The 20,366-nt window shown below is 67.2% G+C and carries 14 protein-coding genes; 11 read left to right on the top strand and 3 right to left on the bottom strand.

Annotation, left to right across the window (positions count from 1 at the left end):
* Window positions 1-7: 7 nt before the first annotated feature.
* Window positions 8-637: a response regulator transcription factor gene (locus ACK4TH_RS00270; protein WP_409620984.1), complete on the bottom strand. Its 630-nt coding sequence runs from the start codon at window positions 635-637 to the stop codon at window positions 8-10.
* Window positions 634-3,207, bottom strand: a complete 2,574-nt coding sequence (locus ACK4TH_RS00265) for a PAS domain S-box protein (RefSeq protein ID WP_409620981.1) — start codon at window positions 3,205-3,207, stop codon at window positions 634-636. Before ACK4TH_RS00265 ends, ACK4TH_RS00270 begins: the two co-directional genes overlap by 4 nt.
* 169 nt (window positions 3,208-3,376) lie before the next feature.
* Between ACK4TH_RS00265 and aceE the strand changes: the two genes are divergently transcribed.
* From aceE to ACK4TH_RS00245, 4 genes are all read left to right on the top strand, one after another.
* Complete coding sequence (aceE, locus tag ACK4TH_RS00260; protein WP_409620978.1) at window positions 3,377-6,097, top strand: pyruvate dehydrogenase (acetyl-transferring), homodimeric type; 2,721 nt, start codon at window positions 3,377-3,379, stop codon at window positions 6,095-6,097.
* 17 nt (window positions 6,098-6,114) lie between these two features.
* Window positions 6,115-7,470, top strand: coding sequence for a dihydrolipoyllysine-residue acetyltransferase (gene aceF / locus ACK4TH_RS00255; protein WP_409620975.1), 1,356 nt, complete (start codon window positions 6,115-6,117; stop codon window positions 7,468-7,470).
* Window positions 7,471-7,483: 13 nt separating this feature from the next.
* Window positions 7,484-9,343: a dihydrolipoyl dehydrogenase gene (lpdA, locus tag ACK4TH_RS00250; protein ID WP_409620972.1), complete on the top strand. Its 1,860-nt coding sequence runs from the start codon at window positions 7,484-7,486 to the stop codon at window positions 9,341-9,343.
* A 177-nt stretch (window positions 9,344-9,520) separates the two neighbouring features.
* The gene (locus tag ACK4TH_RS00245) at window positions 9,521-10,147 is read left to right on the top strand and encodes a c-type cytochrome (protein WP_409620970.1); all 627 of its coding nucleotides are present in this window, start codon (window positions 9,521-9,523) and stop codon (window positions 10,145-10,147) included.
* A gap of 16 nt (window positions 10,148-10,163) precedes the next feature.
* Here ACK4TH_RS00245 and fabI read toward each other — a convergent pair whose 3' ends face one another.
* Window positions 10,164-10,970, bottom strand: coding sequence for an enoyl-ACP reductase FabI (gene fabI, locus ACK4TH_RS00240; protein ID WP_409620967.1), 807 nt, complete (start codon window positions 10,968-10,970; stop codon window positions 10,164-10,166).
* A 46-nt stretch (window positions 10,971-11,016) separates the two neighbouring features.
* On the opposite strand from fabI, the gene ACK4TH_RS00235 reads away from it, so the two are divergent.
* The 7 genes from ACK4TH_RS00235 to ACK4TH_RS00205 all read left to right on the top strand — a co-directional run bounded on the left by ACK4TH_RS00235 (window position 11,017) and on the right by ACK4TH_RS00205 (window position 20,325).
* Window positions 11,017-12,975, top strand: coding sequence for an extracellular solute-binding protein (locus ACK4TH_RS00235; protein WP_409620964.1), 1,959 nt, complete (start codon window positions 11,017-11,019; stop codon window positions 12,973-12,975).
* A 14-nt stretch (window positions 12,976-12,989) separates the two neighbouring features.
* Entirely contained in the window at window positions 12,990-14,018 is a 1,029-nt protein-coding gene (locus tag ACK4TH_RS00230; RefSeq protein WP_409620961.1) for a microcin C ABC transporter permease YejB, read from the top strand.
* Entirely contained in the window at window positions 14,002-15,051 is a 1,050-nt protein-coding gene (locus tag ACK4TH_RS00225; protein ID WP_409620958.1) for an ABC transporter permease, read from the top strand. The genes ACK4TH_RS00230 and ACK4TH_RS00225 overlap by 17 nt, the downstream gene beginning before the upstream one ends.
* Window positions 15,051-16,682 (top strand): ABC transporter ATP-binding protein, encoded by a 1,632-nt coding sequence (locus ACK4TH_RS00220; protein ID WP_409620955.1) that lies wholly within the window; start codon window positions 15,051-15,053, stop codon window positions 16,680-16,682. The genes ACK4TH_RS00225 and ACK4TH_RS00220 overlap by 1 nt, the downstream gene beginning before the upstream one ends.
* Before the next feature lie 149 nt (window positions 16,683-16,831).
* The gene (locus tag ACK4TH_RS00215) at window positions 16,832-17,629 is read left to right on the top strand and encodes a DUF2189 domain-containing protein (protein ID WP_409620952.1); all 798 of its coding nucleotides are present in this window, start codon (window positions 16,832-16,834) and stop codon (window positions 17,627-17,629) included.
* An 8-nt stretch (window positions 17,630-17,637) separates the two neighbouring features.
* Window positions 17,638-17,859, top strand: a complete 222-nt coding sequence (locus tag ACK4TH_RS00210) for a DUF2788 domain-containing protein (protein WP_409620949.1) — start codon at window positions 17,638-17,640, stop codon at window positions 17,857-17,859.
* A 42-nt stretch (window positions 17,860-17,901) separates the two neighbouring features.
* Complete coding sequence (locus ACK4TH_RS00205; protein WP_409620947.1) at window positions 17,902-20,325, top strand: GspE/PulE family protein; 2,424 nt, start codon at window positions 17,902-17,904, stop codon at window positions 20,323-20,325.
* Window positions 20,326-20,366: the final 41 nt, after the last annotated feature.

The following is a 20,366-nucleotide window of genomic DNA, read 5'->3' as shown; positions in this document are numbered from 1 at the left end:
GGAGGGGTCAGACTTTGGAGGGGGGAATCGGCGCCAGCGCGATCTTGAGCAGATCGGCCACGGTGTTGGCGCCGAGCTTTTCCATGATGTTGGCGCGGTGCGCCTCCACCGTCTTGATGCTGATGCCGAGGTCGTCGGCGATCTGCTTGTTGAGCCGCCCGGCGACGACGCGCTCGAGCACCTGCGATTCGCGCGTGGTCAGCTTGGCCAGCAGCGCCTCGCGTGTGGCGGCCTGTTGGTGCACGGCGAACGTCTCGCGTGCGACATCGAGCATCCTCTCGACCAGCGCCACGAGCTGGTTTTCGTCGAAAGGCTTTTGGATGAAGTCCAGCGCACCTTTCTTCATGGACTCCACCGCCATCGGCACATCGCCGTGACCGGTGATGAAGCAGATCGGCAGCGGCGACTGGCGCTCCAGCAGCCGGTCTTGGAGTTCCATGCCGCTCATGCCGCCCATGCGGATGTCGGCGATCAGGCAGGCAACCTCGCGCGGGTCGTAGCGCGCCAAAAACGCCTCGGCCGACTCGAAACATCGCACCCGGTAGTCCTTGCCTTCCAGCAGCCATTGCAGCGAGTCGCGCACGGCTTCGTCGTCGTCGACCACGTACACGGTTCCGCGTTTGGGGATCAGGCTCATCGTTGTCCTTCGGGCGTCTGCGCTTCGTTGACAGAGGGGGGATGAACACGGGACTCCGCGGCGTCCTGAGGCGACACCGGGATCCAGAATGTGAACTCGCAGCCCGCGACCTCGGTGCCATTGTAGAGGTTGCGCGCATGCAGCCGGCCGTGGTGGGATTCGATGATCGAGCGGCACAGCTTCAGGCCGATTCCCATGCCTTCGGCCTTGGTGCTGTAGAAGGCCTCGAAGATGCGGTCGAGGCGGTCTTGCGGTATCCCGCTGCCGCTGTCGCGGACGGTGAATTCCACCACGTCACGGCCCTCGACGGTACGCGGCACGACCTGCAGCTCCACGTGGCGTTGCCCGGGTGGCCGCTGGGCGTTCTGGATGGACTCGCCCGCGTTTTTCAGCAGGTTGATCAGCACTTGTTCGATCAGGATGGGGTCGACCATCAAGCGCGGCAGGCGAGCCGCGACGTAGATGTTGAGGCGCACCATGTGGCGACGCAGCTCGATGTCGGCCAGCTCGGTGGCGTTCGCCACCATTTGCGCGACCTCGGACAGCGTCGGGTTGGGTTCGCTTTTTTTGACGAAGGCGCGGATGCGCTGGATGATGTGGCCCGCGCGCTGTGCCTGCCGCACCGTTTTTTCCAGCGCGCCGAGCAGATCCTCGGGGCCCATTTGGCCTTTTTGCAGCCGGCTGATCATGCCGCTGGCGTAGTTGCTGATGGCGGTCAGTGGCTGGTTGAGTTCGTGCGCGACGCTGGAGGCCATCTCGCCCATCGTGATCAGGCGGCTGGCGGTTTCGGCACGCTCGGCTTGCAGGGCGGCTTGTTCCTCCGCATGGCGGCGAGCCGTGATGTCGCTGGCGATCAGCATCTGCACCAGCCGTCCGTCCACCCAGGTCAGATAGCGGGTGCGCACCTCCAGCCACTTGCCCAACTCGGGCACCAGGATCTGTGTGTGCTCGGCGATCGCCTCGAACAGCGCATCGGCGGGCAGGCCGACCAGGCTGTCCACATGGTCGGTGTGATCTTGCGGTGGCAGCACCGGGACGGACGCGCACAGCTCCAGCATGCGCTCGTGGCCTGCTGCACCCTGCCCAAACCAGCGCTGGTACATGTGGTTGGCAAAGAGCAGTTCGTTGCTGTGCAGCGGCGCGACGGAGATGGCCTCGTCCAGGCTGTCCAGCACGGTTGCGAAGCGGTCGTACGAGGCCGTCAGCTCCTCGCGGATGCGCTTGGGCTCGGTGATGTCGGTCATCGACGTCATCCAGCCCGTTTGCCGCCCTTGCGCGTCAACCAGCGGCGAGACGTACATGCGCGCGTAGAAGATGCTGCCGTTTTTGCGCTTGACGGGCACCTCGAAGCCGCCCGGGGCGTTGCGGCCGGCGATCTCGTCCTGCAGACGGGCCATCAACGTGTCGTGTTCCGATTCGGGCCAGTAAGGGAAGGGGGCGGTGGTGCCGATCAGCTCGGCCTCGCTCCAACCCGTCATGTTGCAGAAGGCGCGGTTGACGTAGGTGATGCGGCCCTCCATGTCCAGGGCGCGCATCCCAGTGAGCATGGAGTTTTCCATGGCGCGGCGGAAGTTCGTTTCCGCCACCAGTGCGCGCTGGGCCTGCAGGCGCCGGCGCGTGTGACGCATATTGCCCAGCAGCATCCAGATCGTCGCCATGCTCATCGCGCCGACGATCCAGAAGAACGCCTCGCTGCCCGTGTCGCGGTCGGCGCGCAGGCCCTCCGCCCGCACCAGCAGACTGTTGCCGATGGGCGAAATCGGCAGCTCGTGCCGCTGTGCCTGCGCCGCCCAGGGCAGGCGCGACAGCGGGGTCTTGATGGGTTTGAGGGGCGTGCCCGCGTGCAGGGTGCCGTCTTCGCCGACGAATGTGACGGCGTAGCGCGCCAGCACCTCGGCCGGGACGCCATAGCGCAGCAGCCCCTCGACGGAGTACTCCGCCAGAACGGCGCCACCAAAGCGGCGCTGGTCCTCGAAGGGCACCAGCAGCACGATGGTGCTGCCGCTGTCGGGCCAGCGCAGCGGGCGCGAGTAGATCGGTTGGTGCAGGTCGCGGGCCAGTTCGAATGCGCCATCGGTGCTGTTGGGCGGCAGCAGATCGCCCGCGCGCCGCTGGGCGTGCGCCGGTGCGTTGGGAGAGGCGTAGCCCGTGACCACCTCCCGGAACGGGCCGATCCAGTGCGCCGAGATCAGTTCGGGGTTCTGCATCACCACCGCCTCGGCTTGAAAGACGAACTCGGTTTCTTCGACCGAGCGGTTGGCGATGTCGCGCGCCAGACGCATGAGCTGCTCCTGCCGCTCCAGCAGGCGCAGGCGCAGGCGCTGTTGCGCGTACTCGGTGTCGCGCATCACCGCTTCCTGCTCACGGTTGGCCTCTTCATGGGTGAAGTAGGCCAGGGCCGAAAAAATTGCCGTCAGAAACAGCAGGACGGACAGCAGGGGCCCGAACACGGCGAGCCGGTCCTGCCGGCTCGGCGGCAGCCGGTCCCACCACTGGCGCCACCAGCGGCGCGGCGCCGACCACCAGCGGGGGCCGCGCGGGGCGTGGGCGTCGGATGTCGGGCTGGCCATGCCAGCAGTTTAGGGCAAACCCGCAGCGACCTCGCACGGCGGACGTTTAAAAATTCGCAATGTGAAATAAATAACCGCAGTTTGGAAATAGATCGATTTCGTGCGAAACTTCGTGGACACGAAGACGCCTTCGCCGTACCCTTTTCCGTGCCAACGAGGAGACGACACCATGTCCCAACCCGCCCAACCGATTTCCCCGCTCGTGGCCCCCGACGCCGATCCGCAGGAGACGCGTGAGTGGCTCGACGCCCTGGATGCCGTCATCGAACGCACGGGCCCCGAGCGCGCGCACTTTCTGCTGGAGCAGTTGCTGGAGGAGGCGCGCGAGCACAGCATCGATCTGCCGTTTTCGGCCACCACGGGCTACGTCAACACCATCGAGCCGGATGAGGAGGAGCGCAGCCCCGGCAACCTGGAAATCGAGGGCCGCTTGCGGGCCTATATGCGCTGGAACGCGATGGCCATGGTGGTCAAGGCCAACCGGCTCAACCCGCCCGACGGCGGCGACCTGGGCGGGCACATCAGCTCTTTCCAGTCGCTGGCGCACATGTTTGCCTGCGGCTTCAACCACTTCTGGCACGCCGACGACACCGACCAGGGCGGCACGCACGGCGGCGATCTGATCTACATCCAGGGCCACAGCGCCCCGGGCATCTACGCCCGCGCCTTCCTGGAGGGGCGGCTGACCGAGGAGCAGTTGCTGCACTTTCGCCAGGAGGTGGATGGCAAAGGCTTGTCCAGCTATCCGCACCCCAAGCTGATGCCGGAGTTCTGGCAGTTCCCCACCGTGTCGATGGGGCTGGGGCCGCTGATGGCCATCTATCAGGCGCGCTTTTTGAAGTATCTGCACGCGCGTGGCATTGCCGACACCAGCCAGCGCAAGGTGTGGGTGTTCTGCGGCGATGGCGAAATGGATGAGCCCGAGAGCCTGGGCGCCATTGGGCTGGCCGCGCGCGAGGGGCTGGACAACCTGATCTTCGTGGTCAACTGCAACCTGCAGCGGCTCGACGGCCCGGTGCGCGGCAACGGCAAGATCATCCAGGAGCTGGAGGGCGAGTTCCGCGGCTCGGGTTGGAACGTGATCAAGCTGCTGTGGGGCAGCAACTGGGACCCGCTGCTGGCCCGCGACAAGGACGGCGTGCTGCGCAAGATCATGCTCGACACGCTGGATGGCGATTATCAGGCGTTCAAGGCCAACGATGGTGCCTTCGTGCGCAAGCATTTCTTCGGCCGCCACCCGAAGGCGCTGGAGTTGGTGGCCAAGATGAGCGACGATGACATCTGGGCACTGCGCCGCGGCGGCCACGATGCGCAGAAGGTGTATGCCGCCTTCCACCGCGCGCACCACAACACCACCGGCCAGCCGACGGTGCTGCTGGTCAAGACGGTCAAGGGCTACGGCATGGGCCGCGCCGGCGAAGGCAAGAACACCGCGCACCAGACCAAGAAGCTCACCGACGAGGACATCCGCTACTTCCGCGACCGTTTCAACATCCCCATCCCCGACAGCGAGCTGCCGAAGATCCCGCTCTACAAGCCGGCCGACGACACGCCGGAGATGAAGTACTTGCACGAGCGGCGCAAGGCGTTGGGTGGCTATTTGCCCAAGCGCCGGGTCAAGAGCGACGAGCAGTTCACCGTGCCGTCGCTGGAGACGTTCCAGGCGTTGCTGGAGCCGACGACCGAGGGTCGCGAGATCAGCACGACCCAGGCCTACGTGCGGTTCCTGACACAGCTGCTGCGCGACAAGGCCCTGGGTCCGCGCGTGGTGCCCATCCTGGTGGACGAGGCCCGCACTTTCGGCATGGAGGGGCTGTTCCGCCAGATCGGCATCTACAACCCCAAGGGCCAGCTCTACACCCCGGTGGACAAAGACCAGGTGATGTACTACCGCGAGGACAAGGCCGGCCAGATCCTGCAAGAGGGCATCAACGAGGCGGGTGGCATGGCCAGCTGGATCGCGGCGGCCACGTCCTACAGCACCAACAACCGCATCATGGTGCCGTTCTACATCTACTACTCGATGTTCGGCTTCCAGCGCATCGGGGATTTGGCCTGGGCGGCGGGCGACATGCAGGCGCGCGGCTTCTTGCTGGGCGGCACGAGTGGCCGCACCACGCTCAACGGCGAAGGCCTGCAGCACGAGGACGGCCACAGCCACATCCTGGCGGGCACCATTCCCAACTGCATCAGCTACGACCCCACCTTCGCGCACGAGGTGGCGGTCATCATCCACCATGGCTTGAAACGCATGGTGGAAAAGCAGGACAACGTGTTTTTCTACATCACCCTGCTCAACGAGAACTACGCCATGCCGGGCCTGACCCCCGGCACGGAGGAGCAGATCATCAAGGGGATGTATCTGTTCAAAGAAGGCGCGAAGCTCACGCCGCGGGTGCAGTTGCTCGGCTCCGGCTCCATCCTGCGCGAGAGCCTGTTTGCGCAGGAACTGCTGGAGAAAGACTGGGGCGTGGCCGCCAACGTGTGGAGCTGCCCGAGTTTCAACGAACTGGCCCGCGACGGTCAGGACTGCGAGCGCTGGAACCTGCTGCACCCCACCGAGCCGCCGCGCGTGCCCTTCGTCACTCAGCAGCTGGACAAGCACACCGGTCCTGTGGTGGCCTCGACCGACTACATGAAGGCCTACGCCGATCAGATTCGCGCCTTCATCCCCAAGGGGCGCAGCTACAAGGTGTTGGGCACCGATGGCTTTGGCCGCAGTGACTTCCGCAGCAAGCTGCGCCAGCACTTCGAGGTCAACCGCCACTACATCGTCGTGGCCGCGCTCAAGGCCCTGGCCGAAGAAGGCACCGTGCCGGCAGCCAAGGTGGCCGAGGCCATCGCCAAGTACGGCATCGACACCGAAAAGCTCAACCCCCTGCACGCCTGATGGCCGGGAGACGATAAATGGCATTGATCGATGTGAAGGTCCCGGACATCGGGGATTTCAAAGACGTGGCGGTGATCGAGTTGCTGGTCAAGCCCGGTGACCGGGTGGCGGTGGATCAGTCGCTGATCACGGTGGAGTCCGACAAGGCGTCGATGGAGATTCCCTCCAGCCACGCGGGCGTGGTCAAAGAGCTGAAAGTACAACTCGGCGACAAGGTCAGCGAGGGCTCGGTGGTGCTGACGCTGGAGGCCGAAGGCGCAGCGGCCGCGGCCGCCCCTGAGCCCGCTCCCGCGCCGGTGGCGGCCCCCGCCGTGGCCGCTGCGGTGCCTGCTACTGCGCCAGCGCCCACACCGGCCGAAGCGCCGGCACCCACGGTGGCCCCTGCCGTCGCCTCGACGCCGGCCGCCCCCCACCAACCCGCATCCGCCCCGGTGCTCGGCCTGCCGCATGCTTCTCCGTCGGTGCGCAAATTCGCCCGGGAACTGGGCGTGCCGCTGGCCGAGGTCAAAGGCTCGGGGCCCAAGGGCCGCATCACGCTGGAGGATGTGCAAAACTTCACCAAAGCCGTCATGGCGGGCACTGTGCAAACGCAGGCCCAGGCCGCCCACGCGCCGGCGCCTGCCGCCGGCACCGGCGTGGGGCTGGATCTGCTGCCCTGGCCCAAGGTGGACTTTGCCAAGTTCGGCCCCATCGAGCGCAAGGAGCTGGGTCGGATCAAGAAAATCAGCGGCGCCAACCTGATGCGCAACGCCGTGATGATCCCGGCCGTCACCAACCACGACGATGCCGACATCACCGAACTCGAAGCTTTCCGGGTGCAGCTCAACAAGGAGCACGAGAAAAGCGGCATCAAGGTCACGATGCTGGCCTTCCTCATCAAAGCCTGTGTGGCCGCGCTCAAGAAATTCCCGGAGTTCAACAGCTCGCTGGACGGCGACGCGCTGATTTTCAAGCACTATTGGCACATCGGCTTTGCCGCCGACACGCCCAACGGCCTGGTGGTGCCCGTGATCAAGCATGCCGACCAGAAGGGCATCCTGCAGATCAGCCAGGAGATGGCCGAACTGGCCAAGAAGGCGCGCGAAGGCAAGCTGGGCCCCGCGGACATGAGCGGTGCCACCTTCACCATTTCCAGCCTGGGTGGCATTGGCGGGCGCTACTTCACGCCCATCATCAACGCGCCGGAGGTGGCCATTCTGGGGGTGTGCAAGAGCCAGATGGAGCCCAAGTGGGACGGCAAGCAGTTTGTGCCGCGCCTGATGCTGCCGCTGTCGCTGACGTGGGACCACCGCGTGATCGATGGCGCGGCTGCCGCGCGTTTCAACGCCTATCTGGGCCAGATCCTGGCGGACTTCCGCCGCGTGCTGCTGTGAAGGGAGTCGGAATATGGCACTGATCGATATCCAGGTTCCCGACATCGGCGACTTCAAGGACGTGGCGGTCATCGAGTTGCTGGTCAAGCCGGGCGACACGGTCCAGGTGGATCAGTCGCTCATCACGGTGGAGTCCGACAAGGCGTCGATGGAGATCCCTTCCAGCCACGCGGGTGTGGTGAAGGAACTCAAGGTCAAGCTGGGCGACAAAGTCAGCGAGGGCTCGGTGATTCTGTCGCTGGAAGTGGCCGGCGAGGCGGCTGCGGCGGCTCCCTCCTCGGCACCGGCCACTGCTGCCCCGGCTTCTGCGCCCGCCGTGGCTTCGGTGGCGGCCCCGGCTCCGTCCGCCGTGCCGGTGGCGCCCGCGGTGGTACCGGCAGCGGCCAGCTTCAGCGGCAGCGCCGACCTGGAGTGCGACGTGCTGGTGCTGGGTGGGGGGCCGGGCGGCTACTCCGCCGCTTTCCGCGCCGCCGACCTGGGCCTGAAGGTGGTGATCGTGGAGCGCTACGCCACGCTGGGCGGCGTGTGCCTGAACGTGGGCTGCATCCCGTCCAAGGCGCTGCTGCACGTGGCCGCCGTGATGGACGAAGTCAGCCACATGGCCGACCTGGGCGTGGAGTTCGGGCGTCCGGTGGTCAACCTCGACAAGCTGCGCGGGCACAAGGAAAAGGTCATCGGCAAGCTCACGGGTGGGCTGGCCGCCATGGCCAAGATGCGCAAGGTCACGGTGGTGCGGGGTTATGGGGCCTTCGTCGGCCCCAACCATGTCGCAGTGGAGGAGACCACCGGCAGCGGCCAGGACAAAACCGGCCGCAAAACCGTGGTGGCGTTCAAGCGGTGCATCATCGCGGCCGGTTCGCAGGCCGTGCGGCTGCCGTTCCTGCCCGACGATCCGCGCATCGTGGACAGCACCGGTGCCCTGGCGCTGCCGGGCGTGCCGAAAAAGATGCTCATCATCGGCGGCGGCATCATCGGCCTGGAGATGGGCACTGTGTACTCCACTCTGGGCGCGCGGCTCGACGTGGTCGAGATGATGGACGGCCTGATGCAGGGCGCCGACCGCGATCTGGTCAAGGTGTGGGAGAAGATGAACAAAGGCCGCTTCGACCACATCATGCTCAAAACCAAGACCGTGGGGGCGCAGGCCACGCCCGAGGGCATCCGGGTGCAGTTCGAAGGGTTGGACGGCGCCACCAGCGAGGGCCTGTACGACCTGGTGCTGCAGGCCGTCGGCCGCACGCCCAACGGCAAGAAGATCGCGGCCGACAAGGCCGGCGTGGCCGTGACCGACCGGGGCTTCATCAACGTCGATATCCAGATGCGCACCAACGTGCCGCACATCTTCGCCATCGGCGATATCGTGGGCCAGCCCATGCTGGCGCACAAGGCCGTGCACGAAGGCCATGTGGCGGCGGAGGTGATCGCTGGCGAACTGCTGGGGGATGCGGCCCTGGCTCGCAGGGCTTTTGACGCGCGGGTGATCCCGAGTGTGGCCTACACCGATCCCGAGGTGGCTTGGGTGGGTCTGACCGAGGAGCAGGCCAAGGCGCAGGGGATTGCGGTCAAGAAAGGCCTGTTCCCATGGACGGCCTCGGGCCGCGCCATTGCCAACGGCCGTGACGAAGGCTTGACCAAACTGCTGTTCGACGACCGCCCCGAGGCGCATGGCCACGGCAAGATCCTGGGCGGCGGCATCGTGGGCACACACGCCGGCGACATGATCGGCGAGATCGCGCTGGCCATCGAGATGGGGGCCGATGCGGTGGACATCGGCAAAACCATCCACCCGCACCCCACGCTGGGCGAAAGCATCGGCATGGCGGCGGAGGTGGCGCACGGCAGTTGCACCGATCTGCCGCCGCCGCGGCGCTAAGACACGGGTCGGGTCGCGCTGGGGGCCGGGTGCCCCGTGGCGCGTCGTCCGCGCGCGTCTGCGCATCGTTGCATGCCGATGCAGTGATCTTGATGCGCGTCAAGGTCGTTTGGCGGGGTTTCTCTAGGATGGTGACAGTGGTCGTTGGCGACCCCGTATCCATCCCTGGAGGAACACATGCGTAAGGCTTGGCAGATGGCCCTGCGCCGCACGATCGTGGCGGCGGGCATGGGCTTGGCGGCTTGGGGGACGCAAGCCCAGTCCACCGATCCACTGGTGATCGGCGAGGTCATCGCCCGGGACCGCTGCGCGGTCTGTCACGGCCCGTGCGGGCAGGGCGTAGCGCCCAATTTCCCCCGTCTGGCGGGCCAGAATGCCTGGTATTTGGCGCGCCAGCTCCAGGCCTTTGCCAGCGGCGAGCGCAAGGACACCGCGATGACCGAGAAGGTCAAGGGCCTGAGCCCCAGCGACATCGAAGCGGTCGCCGAATACTACGCGCGCCAAAAGCCGGGGCACACCCCCAGCGGGGACGACCTGCTGCTGGCCGTGGGGCGCTATGTGTACGAGCGGGGCAACCGCCACAGCGGCTTGCCGCCGTGCGCCACGTGCCATGGGCCCGGGGCGACCGGCACGACGGAACTGCCGCGCCTGGCAGGTCAGCACCCGCAGTACATCATCCGTCAGGTGCAGGCGTTCAAGGAGCGCACGGGCAATCGCGACAACGCCATCATGCGCGTGATGTCGCACCGTCTGAGCGACCTGGAGCTGGAGGCGGTGGCGGCCTACCTGGGCAACTTGAAGTGACCGCCCGCGGGGCGGTTTACGCCTCGGTGGCGTCGCCGGCCGACAAGCCGCCCATCACTTGGCTGAAACCGCCGTCGACGTAGATGACCTCGGCGCTGATGCCGGCCGCCAGATCGCTGAGCAGAAAGGCCGCCGTGTGGCCGACGTCGTCGATCGTCACATTGCGCCGAATCGGGGCGTTGCTCTCCACCACGTTCAGGATCTTGCCAAAGCCCTTGATGCCGCTGGCGGCCAAGGTCTTGATCGGGCCGGCCGAGATGCCATTGACACGCCAGCCGCGCCGGCGGCTGCCGAGTGACTCGGCCAGGTAACGGACGCTGGCCTCCAGGCTGGCCTTGGCCAGCCCCATCGTGTTGTAGGCTGGCACCATGCGCACGCTGCCCAGGTAGGTCAGCGTCAGCAGGGCGGCGCCGTCGTTGAGGTAGGGCAGCGCCGCTTTGGCCATGGCGGGGAAGCTGTAGGCGCTGATCTCGTGCGCGGTGCGGTAGGCCTCGCGCGACAGGCCGTCGAGAAAGTCGCCGGCGATGGCCTCGCGCGGCGCGTAGCCGATGCTGTGCACGAAGCCATCGAACGTCGGCCAGTGCGCCGACAGTTCACGGAACAGCCGCTCGATGTGGGCGTCGTCCGAGACGTCGCACTCGAACACGAGGTTGGAGCCGAACTCCGCCGCGAATTCGGTGATGCGGTCCCTGAAGCGTTCACCGACGTAGCTGAAGGCCAGCTCCGCCCCCTGGGCTCGGCAGGCGCGCGCGATGCCGTAGGCGATCGAGCGGTTGGACAGTACCCCGGTGATCAGCAGCTTCTTGCCGGCCAAAAAACCCATGGTTCGTGCTCCTCGTGGTGCGGGAAAAATCCTGCAGAATTGTCGCATGCATGACTGGCCCCATTCGCCAAGCCTTTCGCGCCTGCCTCGCGCCGCCCGCTGCGGTCATGGCGGGATGGGGGCTGGGAGCGCGTCGGGCGACCTGTGGCGCTGGGGCCTGTGGACGGCCGCCGCTGTGCGCCGTGCGGTGGGGGGGCTGCTGGTGGTGCTGGTGTCGGCCGCGCCGGCCTGGGCCGCGCACGGCTATGCGCTGTGGGGGCACTTGAAATACCCACCGGGCTTCGCGCATTTCGACTACGTCAACCCGGACGCGCCCAAGGGGGGCGAGCTGCGGCTGGTCAGCAACCTGCGCACGTCCACCTTTGACAAGTACAACCCGTTCACGCTGCGCGGCAGTGCGCCGGCCTATCTGGCATACCTGCTGTTCGACAGTTTGTTGGCCGGCGCGGCCGACGAGGTCGGCGCCGCCTACGGGCTGTTGGCGGAGGATGTGCAGGTGGCGCCGGATCGCCTGAGCGTCACCTTCCGCCTGCGCCGCGAGGCGCGTTTTCACGACGGCAAGCCGGTGCAGGCCGAGGACGTGCGCCACACCTTCGAGACGCTGCTCGGGCCGCATACCTCGCCGGTGTACAAGACCATCTTGGCGGATCTGGATGGCGTGGACGTGCTGGACGCGCGCACGGTGCGCTTTCGCTTCAAGCGTCCGAACCGCGAGCTGCCGCTGACGGTGGGCGGCATCCCGATCTTCAGCCGCGACTGGGGGGTGGATCCGGCCACGGGCCGGCGCAAGCCGTTCAACGAGGTGGTGATGGACGTGCCGATCGGCAGCGGGCCGTACCGCATCGGGCCGGTCAAGTTCGGCAAGGACATCACCTACGTGCGCGATCCCGGCTACTGGGCGCGCGACCTGCCGGTGCGGCGCGGCACGTTCAACTTCGACCGCATCACCGTCAAGATCTACAAGGACAACACCGCGCGGCTGGAGGCGCTCAAGGCCGGCGAGTTCGACCTGATGCGCTTCTTTTCCGCCGGCGACTGGGCACGGCGCGTCAAGGGCCGGCGCTTCGACAGCGGCGAGCTGGTCAAGGCCGAGTTCCGCCACCGGCTGCCGACGGGGTTTCAGAGCTACGTGCTCAACACGCGCCGGCCGCCGCTCGACGACCGGCGCGTGCGCCAGGCGCTGGCGCTGGCGCTGGATTTCGAGTGGATGAACGAGCGGCTGTTCTACGGCAGCTACGAGCGCGTGCGCGGGCTGTTCGGCAACACGGCCTGCGCCGCGCAGGGCGAGCCGGACGCGGCGCAGCGCCGGCTGCTGGAGCCGTGGCGCGCGCAACTGCCGCCGGAAGTCTTCGGGCCGATGTATGAACCGCCGGTGGCTGGCACGCCCGAGCGGTTGCGCGCCAACCTGCGTCAGGCGCAGGCGCTGCTGGCGCAGGCGGGTTGGACCTACCGCGACGGGGCGCTGCGCAACGCCCGAGGGCAGCCGCTGGTGCTGGAGTACCTGGACAGCAACGAAGCCGGCGCACGCGTCGTCACGCCGTGGGCGCGCAACCTGGCGCGGCTGGGCGTGGAGCTGCGCTTTCGGCCGGTGGACTTTGCGCTGTACCAGCAGCGGCTGCGCACCTTCGACTTCGATGTGATTTCTCTGGCGTTCCAGGGCACGCACAGCCCGGGTGCGGAGTATGCGGATCTGTTTGGCAGCGCGGCCGCCCGCACCGAGGACTCCGGCAATTTCAGCGGACTGGCCAGCCCCGCGGTGGATGACCTGATCGCGCGCATGGTGCAGGCGGACACCGAGCCCGCATTCTTGGCGGCGTGCCGGGCACTGGAGCGTGTGGTGGCGCACAGCCAGGTGCTGATTCCTCAATGGTCCGCGCCGACGCACCGCATGGCCTACAACGCGTGGCGCCTGGCGCGGCCCGCCGACATGCCCCCGTACGCCGGCGGCGAGGGCTGGGCGATCGAAACCTGGTGGGCGGCATCGGCCGCCCCGGCCGCGCGCTGACGGGAGCCGCACCCATGTGGGCCTACATCCTCAAGCGCTTGCTGCTGATGATCCCGACGCTGTTCGGGGTGTTGCTGCTGACCTTCGTGGTGATTCAGTTCGTGCCCGGTGGGCCGGTGGACCAGTATCTGGCCGAGGCGCGGGCCGGGCTGGGGGCGGGGGCCGAGGGTGGGGGCTCCGCCTACCGGGGCGCACAGGGGGTGGACCCCCAGCGGCTGGAGCAGATCAAGGCGCTCTACGGCTTTGACAAGCCGCCGCACGAGCGCTTCTGGCAGATGTTGCAGCAGTTCGCGCGGTTCGACTTGGGGCAGAGCTTTTTCCAGAACAAGCCCGTGGCGCAACTGATTTGGGAGAAGCTGCCCGTGTCCATGAGCCTGGGCCTGTGGACCTTCGTCATCAGCTACGCGGTGGCGGTCCCCCTGGGGGTGGCCAAAGCCGTGCGCGCCGGCTCGCGCTTCGACGTCGTCACCTCCCTGATCATCCTGGTGGCGTATGCGATTCCGGGCTTCGTGCTGGGGGTGGCCCTGTTGGTCATCTTCGGGGGGCAGTTGCAGTGGTTTCCGCTGCGCGGGTTGGTCAGCGATCACTGGGCCGAGCTGTCGTGGCCGGCGCGCATCGTCGATTACCTGTGGCACATCACGCTGCCGGTGCTGTCAATGGTGCTGGGCAGTTTTGCCGTGACCGCGATGCTGACCAAGAATGCCTTTCTGGAGGAAATCCGCAAGCAGTACGTCCTGGTGGCGCGCGCCAAGGGTCTGAGCGAGCGACAGGTGCTCTGGAAGCACGTGCTGCGCAACGCGATGATTCCGATCGTGACGGGTTTCCCGGCCGCCTTCATCGGTGCCTTTTTTACCGGCAGCCTGTTGATCGAGACGCTGTTCTCGCTCGATGGCCTGGGGCTGCTGAGCTATGAGAGCGTGATCCGTCGCGACTATCCGGTGGTCATGGGCACGCTGTTTCTGTTCACGCTGATCGGGCTGATCACCAAGCTGGTCAGCGACCTGTGTTACGTGTGGGTGGATCCCCGTGTCAAGTTCGATTGACGCTTCCTACGCGTCCCCAAGCCCGGCGCGGCGGGCTTGGCGGCGCTTCGCGCGCAACCGGCTCGGCTGGTGGAGTTGGGTGCTGTTCGTGGCGCTGGTGGCCGCCAGTCTGTTGGCCGAAGTGCTGTCCAACGATCGCCCGCTGCTGGTGCGTTACGAGGGCCAGTGGTACCTGCCATTGCTGCACGACTACCCGGAGACCACGTTTGGCGGCGACTTCGAGGCGCCGACCGACTACCTGGACCCGTATGTGCGCGAGCGGCTGACGACAGGCGGCAACTGGGCGCTGTACCCACCCAATCCGTATGGCCCCAAGGCACTCAACTATTGGGCGCCAGGGCCGCACCCCGCACCACCGAGCCGCGCCAACCTGCTGGGCACCGACGACCGCGGGCGCGATCTGCTGGCGCAACTCATTTATGGCTTTCGCATCAGCGTGCTGTTTGCGCTGGCGCTCACCGCGATTGGCGTGGTGCTGGGGGTGCTCGCTGGCGCGGTGCAGGGCTATTTTGGTGGCCGGCTCGACCTGACGATGCAGCGGCTCATCGAGATCTGGTCGTCGATGCCGGAGCTGTATCTGCTCATCATTTTCAGCGCGGTGTTTGCCCCCAGCGTCACGCTGTTGCTGGTGCTGCTGAGCCTGTTCGGCTGGATGGGGCTCGCCGACTATGTGCGCGCCGAGTTTTTGCGCAACCGTCAGCTCGATTATGTGCGCGCGGCGCGGGCGCTGGGGCTGTCGCATGCGGCCATCATCTGGCGGCATGTGCTGCCCAACAGCTTGACCCCGGTGGTGACGTTTCTGCCCTTTCGCATGAGCGCGGCGATCCTCGCTCTGACGTCGCTGGACTTTTTGGGGCTGGGCGTGCCGCCGGGCACACCGTCGCTGGGCGAACTGCTGGCCCAGGGCAAGAACAACATCGATGCCTGGTGGATTTCGCTGTCCACCTTTGGTGTGCTGGTGTTGACGCTGACGCTGCTGACCTTCATGGGTGACGCGCTGCGTGATGCGCTCGACCCCCGAAAGGCCGACTGATGGACGGACAGGCGACCCCGCTGCTGACCGTGCGCGGCCTGCGCATCGCATTGGGCGGACGGCCCGTGGTGCACGGCATCGACTTCGATGTGGGGGCGGGCGAGAAAGTGGCCCTGGTGGGGGAGTCCGGTTCGGGCAAGACGGTGTCCGCGCTGAGCCTGCTGCGGCTGTTGCCCGATGCCCGCGTCGAGGGGGAGGTGCGCTTCGACGGGCAGTCGTTGTTGACGCTGCCGGAGCGCGCGCTGCGTGCCTTGCGTGGCGATGCGGTGGCCTATGTGTTTCAGGAGCCGATGACGGCGCTCGATCCGCTGTATCCGGTGGGCGAGCAGATCGCCGAGGTGCTGCGCCTGAAGCGGGCGCTGCTGCCGCGCCAGGCCTGGGCGCGCGCGGTGGAGTGGTTGGCCCAGGTCGGCATCGACGACGCCCCACGCCGGGCGCGCCAGTATCCCCACCAGCTCAGCGGAGGGCAGCGTCAGCGCGCGATGATCGCCATGGCGCTGGCCGGCGAGCCGCGCCTGTTGATTGCGGACGAGCCGACCACGGCGCTGGACGCCAGCCTCCGTTTGCAAATTCTGGCGCTGTTGGAGGATTTGCAGCGCCGCCTGGGGCTGGCGGTTTTGCTGATCACGCACGATCTGAACCTGGTGCGCCGCTTTGCCGACCGTGTGGTCGTGATGGAACAGGGGCGGGTGGTCGAGGCAGGTCCGGTGGCCCGGGTGTTTGACGCGCCGGCGCATCCGTACACGCTGCGCTTGCTGGGCAGCCGCCCGGTGCGGCCCGATTGGCTGCAAGCGGATGCGCCCGCCGCGGACGCTCGCCCATGCCTGGAACTGGACGACGTGAGCGTGACGTACCGTGTGCCGCGCCCGGGGTGGCGGGGGTGGTTTCGCGCCGGGCAATTCACCGCGGTGCGCGGCGTGTCGGCTCGGCTGTTGCCCGGCCGCACGCTGGGGGTGGTGGGGGAGTCCGGATCGGGCAAGTCGACGCTGGCGCTGGCCGCGCTGGGCCTGCTTCCGGCGCAGGGGCGCCTGGCGGTGATGGGGCGGGCTTGGCAGGGTGGGGCGTCGGACCGCCCCCTGCGCCGCGAGGTGCAGGTCGTGTTCCAAGACCCGTTCTCGTCGCTGTCGCCGCGCCTGACGGTCGAACAGATCGTCGAGGAGGGCTTGCGGGTGCACGAGCCGAAGCTGTCCGCGGCCGAGCGGCGCGAGCGCGTCGTGGCCGCCTTGCAGGAGGTCGGCTTGCTGCCCGCCTCGGCGACGCTTGCCGAGGTCGCGGCGTGGCTGCAGCGCTATCCCCACGCGTTTTCGGGCGGGCAGCGGCAGCGCATTGCCATCGCCCGCGCGCTCATCGTGCAGCCGCGCCTGCTAGTGTTGGATGAGCCGACCAGTGCCCTGGATGTCACCGTGCAGCGGCAGGTGATCGAGTTGCTGCTGCGCTTGCAGCGCGAGCGCGGCCTGTCGTACCTGTTGATCACCCACGACGTGGATGTGGTGTGGGCGATGGCGCACGAAGTGCTGGTCATGCGCGCGGGGGCCGTGATCGAGTCGGGGCCCGCGCTGCAGGTGCTGCGCGCGCCACGCGAGCCCTACACGCGCCAGTTGCTCGAGAGCGCTGGTCCGCTGGCCGCTTGACCTCCGGGCGACTCGACGACGGCTCCGGAGGCCAGTGGGGGCGCGGACGTGGAGCCGAGCAACGGTTGTGGTCCAATTCGGGGCGGGGCCGCCATGCCGTCATGGGGGCGGCCCGTTCGATTCGTGCGTGATTTCCGGGAGAGGTTCTCATGATGACTCCATCGCCCCCGCCCGCCGTCGCCGGCGACCGGCAACCCGCGGCCGCCATCGGTTGGGCGGCACCGCTGCGCTGGCTGCGGCTGGGATGGCGCGACTATGTGACCAATCCCCTGCCGGGGGTGCTGCACGGCGGCATGATGGCGCTGTTCGGGCTGATTCTGTGGCTGGCGCTGCGCGATGAGTTCTGGTTGCTGGCGGGCGCGTTTTCCGGGTTTTTGATCATCGCGCCGGTGCTGGCGTCCGGCCTGTATGCGGTGAGCCGCTATCTGGAGCGCGGCGAGAAGGTGTGCTGCGCCGAGGTCGTGCGGTTGTGGTCGTCGGGCGATCGGCGCTTGATGGGCTTTGGGTTGTTGCTGGGGCTGGCGGGGACGGGCTGGGTGCTCACATCGGCGGCCCTCATCACGCTGTGGGCGCCCGCACCGGTGCAGCGGCCCATCGACTTCGTGCTGCATGTGGTCCTGGCCCAAGGGGTGGGGCTGTTCGAGGTGTGGCTGCTGCTCGGGGCCTGGCTGGCCGCGCCGGTGTTTGCCTCCAGCGTCATGACCTTGCCGATGCTGGTGGACACGCCCACCCCGCTGTGGCATGCGGTGGGCGAGAGCTGGCGGGCCGTTGGCAGCCATCCGGTGGTCATGGGGGTGTGGGCGGTGTGCATCGTGGCGCTGGTCGCGCTGGGCATGGCGCTGGCCATGGTGGGGCTGATGCTGACGGTGCCGGTCGTGGCGTACTCCAGCTGGCACGCCTATCGGGATTTCGAGCGGGCCGGGCTGATTCGGCCGCTGCGCGGGTGAAGGGCGCGATGAACGGGACGTTGTTTGGTTATACCGAGGCGCAGATCGCGCAGTTTGGGCTCACCTTCGGGGTGGGGGCCTTCATTTTGTACATGCTTTTCATCGTCTTCAATCTCGCGCGCGAGTCGAAGGCGGGCAAGTTCGGCACCTTCGTGCTGTTCCTGGTGTTGTCGCTGGGGATGCTGGGGTTTCTGGCCAAGAATGTGATTCAATGGATTCTGGGTATGTAGCATTCGTCATCACACGGTGGCGACAAACACCAAGCTGACCCCATGGCCCCCAACGCCCAATTTGCAATTCCCAACCGCGATACCGACGAAACCTACGTCGCGGGTCAGCCGAGCCTGCCGGTGGCCGTCGAGGGGTGGAACGGGCGCGTCCTGCGCGGCGCGTTGGCGGACTTTCAACCGGAGGGCAGCACGATCAAGATTCTGGTCGAGGAGCCCCCCCGCTTGCTGTCGCTGCGCTTCAACCAGGTCAAGCGCTTGCGCGTGGACCCGCGGGACGCGCATCCGTCGCTCGGGGCCCCATCGGGATACGCGGACGAGGTTCTGCATTCCTTCGTGGTGCAGTTGCGCGATGGGTCGGTGTATTCGGGACTGTGCCACGGCTGCCGGCGTACACCGTACGGGCTGTGGGTGTTTCCCAAAATGGCGCGCGAGGGCGACCCGGAGCGGGTGTTCGTGCCCAAGAGCGGCATCATCCGCTACGAGATGCAGAGCCGAGACGGCGGCCTGCTGGCCGACAGCGGCTTCAGCGAGACGCTGCTGAGCGCCACCGAGGAGGTGTCGCCGGAATCGCTGCGACACATCGAGTCCTCGATGGTCGAGAACCTCGAGCAGCTCAAGGCCGCGCTGGAGCGGCAGGCGACGCTCAAACCCGTGCCCATTGGCGAGGCCCTGATGGGCCTGGGCAAGATCACGCCCGATCAGTTGCTGCGCGCGCTGGAGCGCCAGAAAGTGCAGCCCAAAACCCCGCTCGGACAGACGCTGGTCGAGATGGGACTGATCCAGCCCGCCGATCTGCAGATCGCGCTGGCGCGCAAGATGGGCTATCCCTTCGTGGATGTCCGCAAGTTTCCGCTGGACGCGGCGGCGCTGCGGCTGGTGCCGATGGCGCTCGCCACTCGGCTGCGGGTGCTGCCGATCGTCATCCTGGGCTCGTCGGTCGTGGTCGCGATGCCGGATCCCTTGCAGTTCAAGGCGATCGACGAGCTGGAGTTCACCGCGCAGCGCAAGGTGATCCCGGTGGTGAGCTCGGCCGCCGACCTGCAAGCCAAGATCGCGGAGGCCTATCGCGCCATCGGCATGGCGGATGAAGCCGTGCCGGCGACGGTGGAATCCGTCACGCCGTCTTCCGGTTCCGCGTCCAATGTGGAGGCCTGGCAACTGGCCGTCGAGCTGGCCGGCGAGGCCTCGTCGCAAGGCGTTGACGAGCGGCCGATCGAGCAGTCGGACAACACGCTGGTCAAGCTGGTCAATTCGATGATCGTCGAGGCATTCCACCAGCGCGCCTCCGACATCCACATCGAACCGTATCCCGGGCGGGAGAAGGTGATCATCCGTTTTCGGGTCGATGGCGAGCTGCGCCCTTATCTGGAGCTGCCCGCCAACTACCGCAATGCGCTCATCGCCCGCATCAAGGTGATGTGCAACCTGGATATCTCGGAGCGGCGCAAGCCCCAGGACGGCAAGATCCATTTCCGCCGTTTCGGGGGGCTGCCGATCGAGTTGCGCGTGGCGACCATTCCGACCGCCGACGGGCTGGAGGATGTGGTGATGCGCATCCTCAACTCCTCGGCGCCGATGCCGCTGGAGGGGCTGGCGCTGTCCCCGCGCAACCTCGCGGCCATCGAGCACATTCTGGAGCGACCGTATGGGCTGTTCCTGTGTGTCGGTCCCACCGGTTCGGGCAAAACCACGACGCTGCATGCCGCGCTGCAGCGGCTCAACACGCCCAAGCGCAAGATCTGGACCGCCGAGGACCCGGTCGAGATCACGCAGCGCGGACTGCGCCAGATCCAGGTCAACGCGAAAATCGGTTGGACGTTCGCCAACGCGTTGCGCTCGCTGTTGCGTGCGGACCCGGATGTGATCATGGTGGGCGAGATCCGCGATGCCGAGACGGCCGAGATGGCGATCGAGGCCTCGCTGACGGGGCATCTGGTCATGTCCACGCTGCACACCAACTCGGCGGCCGAGACCATTTTGCGCCTGGATGATCTGGGGGTGGATCCGTTTTCGTTTGCGGACTCCTTGCAGGGTATCCTGGCCCAGCGGCTGGTGCGCCGGCTGTGCTCGGCTTGCGTGCGGCACGTGCCGGTGACCCCAGAGCGGCTGCGCGAGTTGATGCAGGACTACCGCGCGCAACTGCCGGACGACCACCCGTTGCAGGACCCCGACGCGCTGGAGCGGGAGTGGCGTGAGCGCTTCAGCCGCGATGGCCAGCTGACGATGGCTCAGGCTCAGGGGTGCCCGGATTGCGGGCAGACCGGTCACCGCGGCCGCCTGCCGATGCACGAGCTGTTGATTGCCAGCCCCGAGGTGCGGCGTCTGGTGCAGTCCCGCGCGCGCCCCGGCGATATTCAGGCCCAGGCCATCCGCGAGGGCATGCGCACGCTGCGCCAGGACGGCATCGAGAAGGTCCTGATGGGGCTGACCACGCTGGCCGAGGTGCGCGCCTCGAGCAACCTGTGACGGCGCCCGGGCAACACCCGAAGCGGTGCCTGTAACCGCGC

The organism is Tepidimonas sp., assembly GCF_046292505.1.
Lineage (GTDB): Bacteria > Pseudomonadota > Gammaproteobacteria > Burkholderiales > Burkholderiaceae_C > Tepidimonas.
The sequence above is the reverse complement of the archived record's forward strand: the minus strand, read 5'-3'. Positions and strand labels throughout refer to the sequence as shown.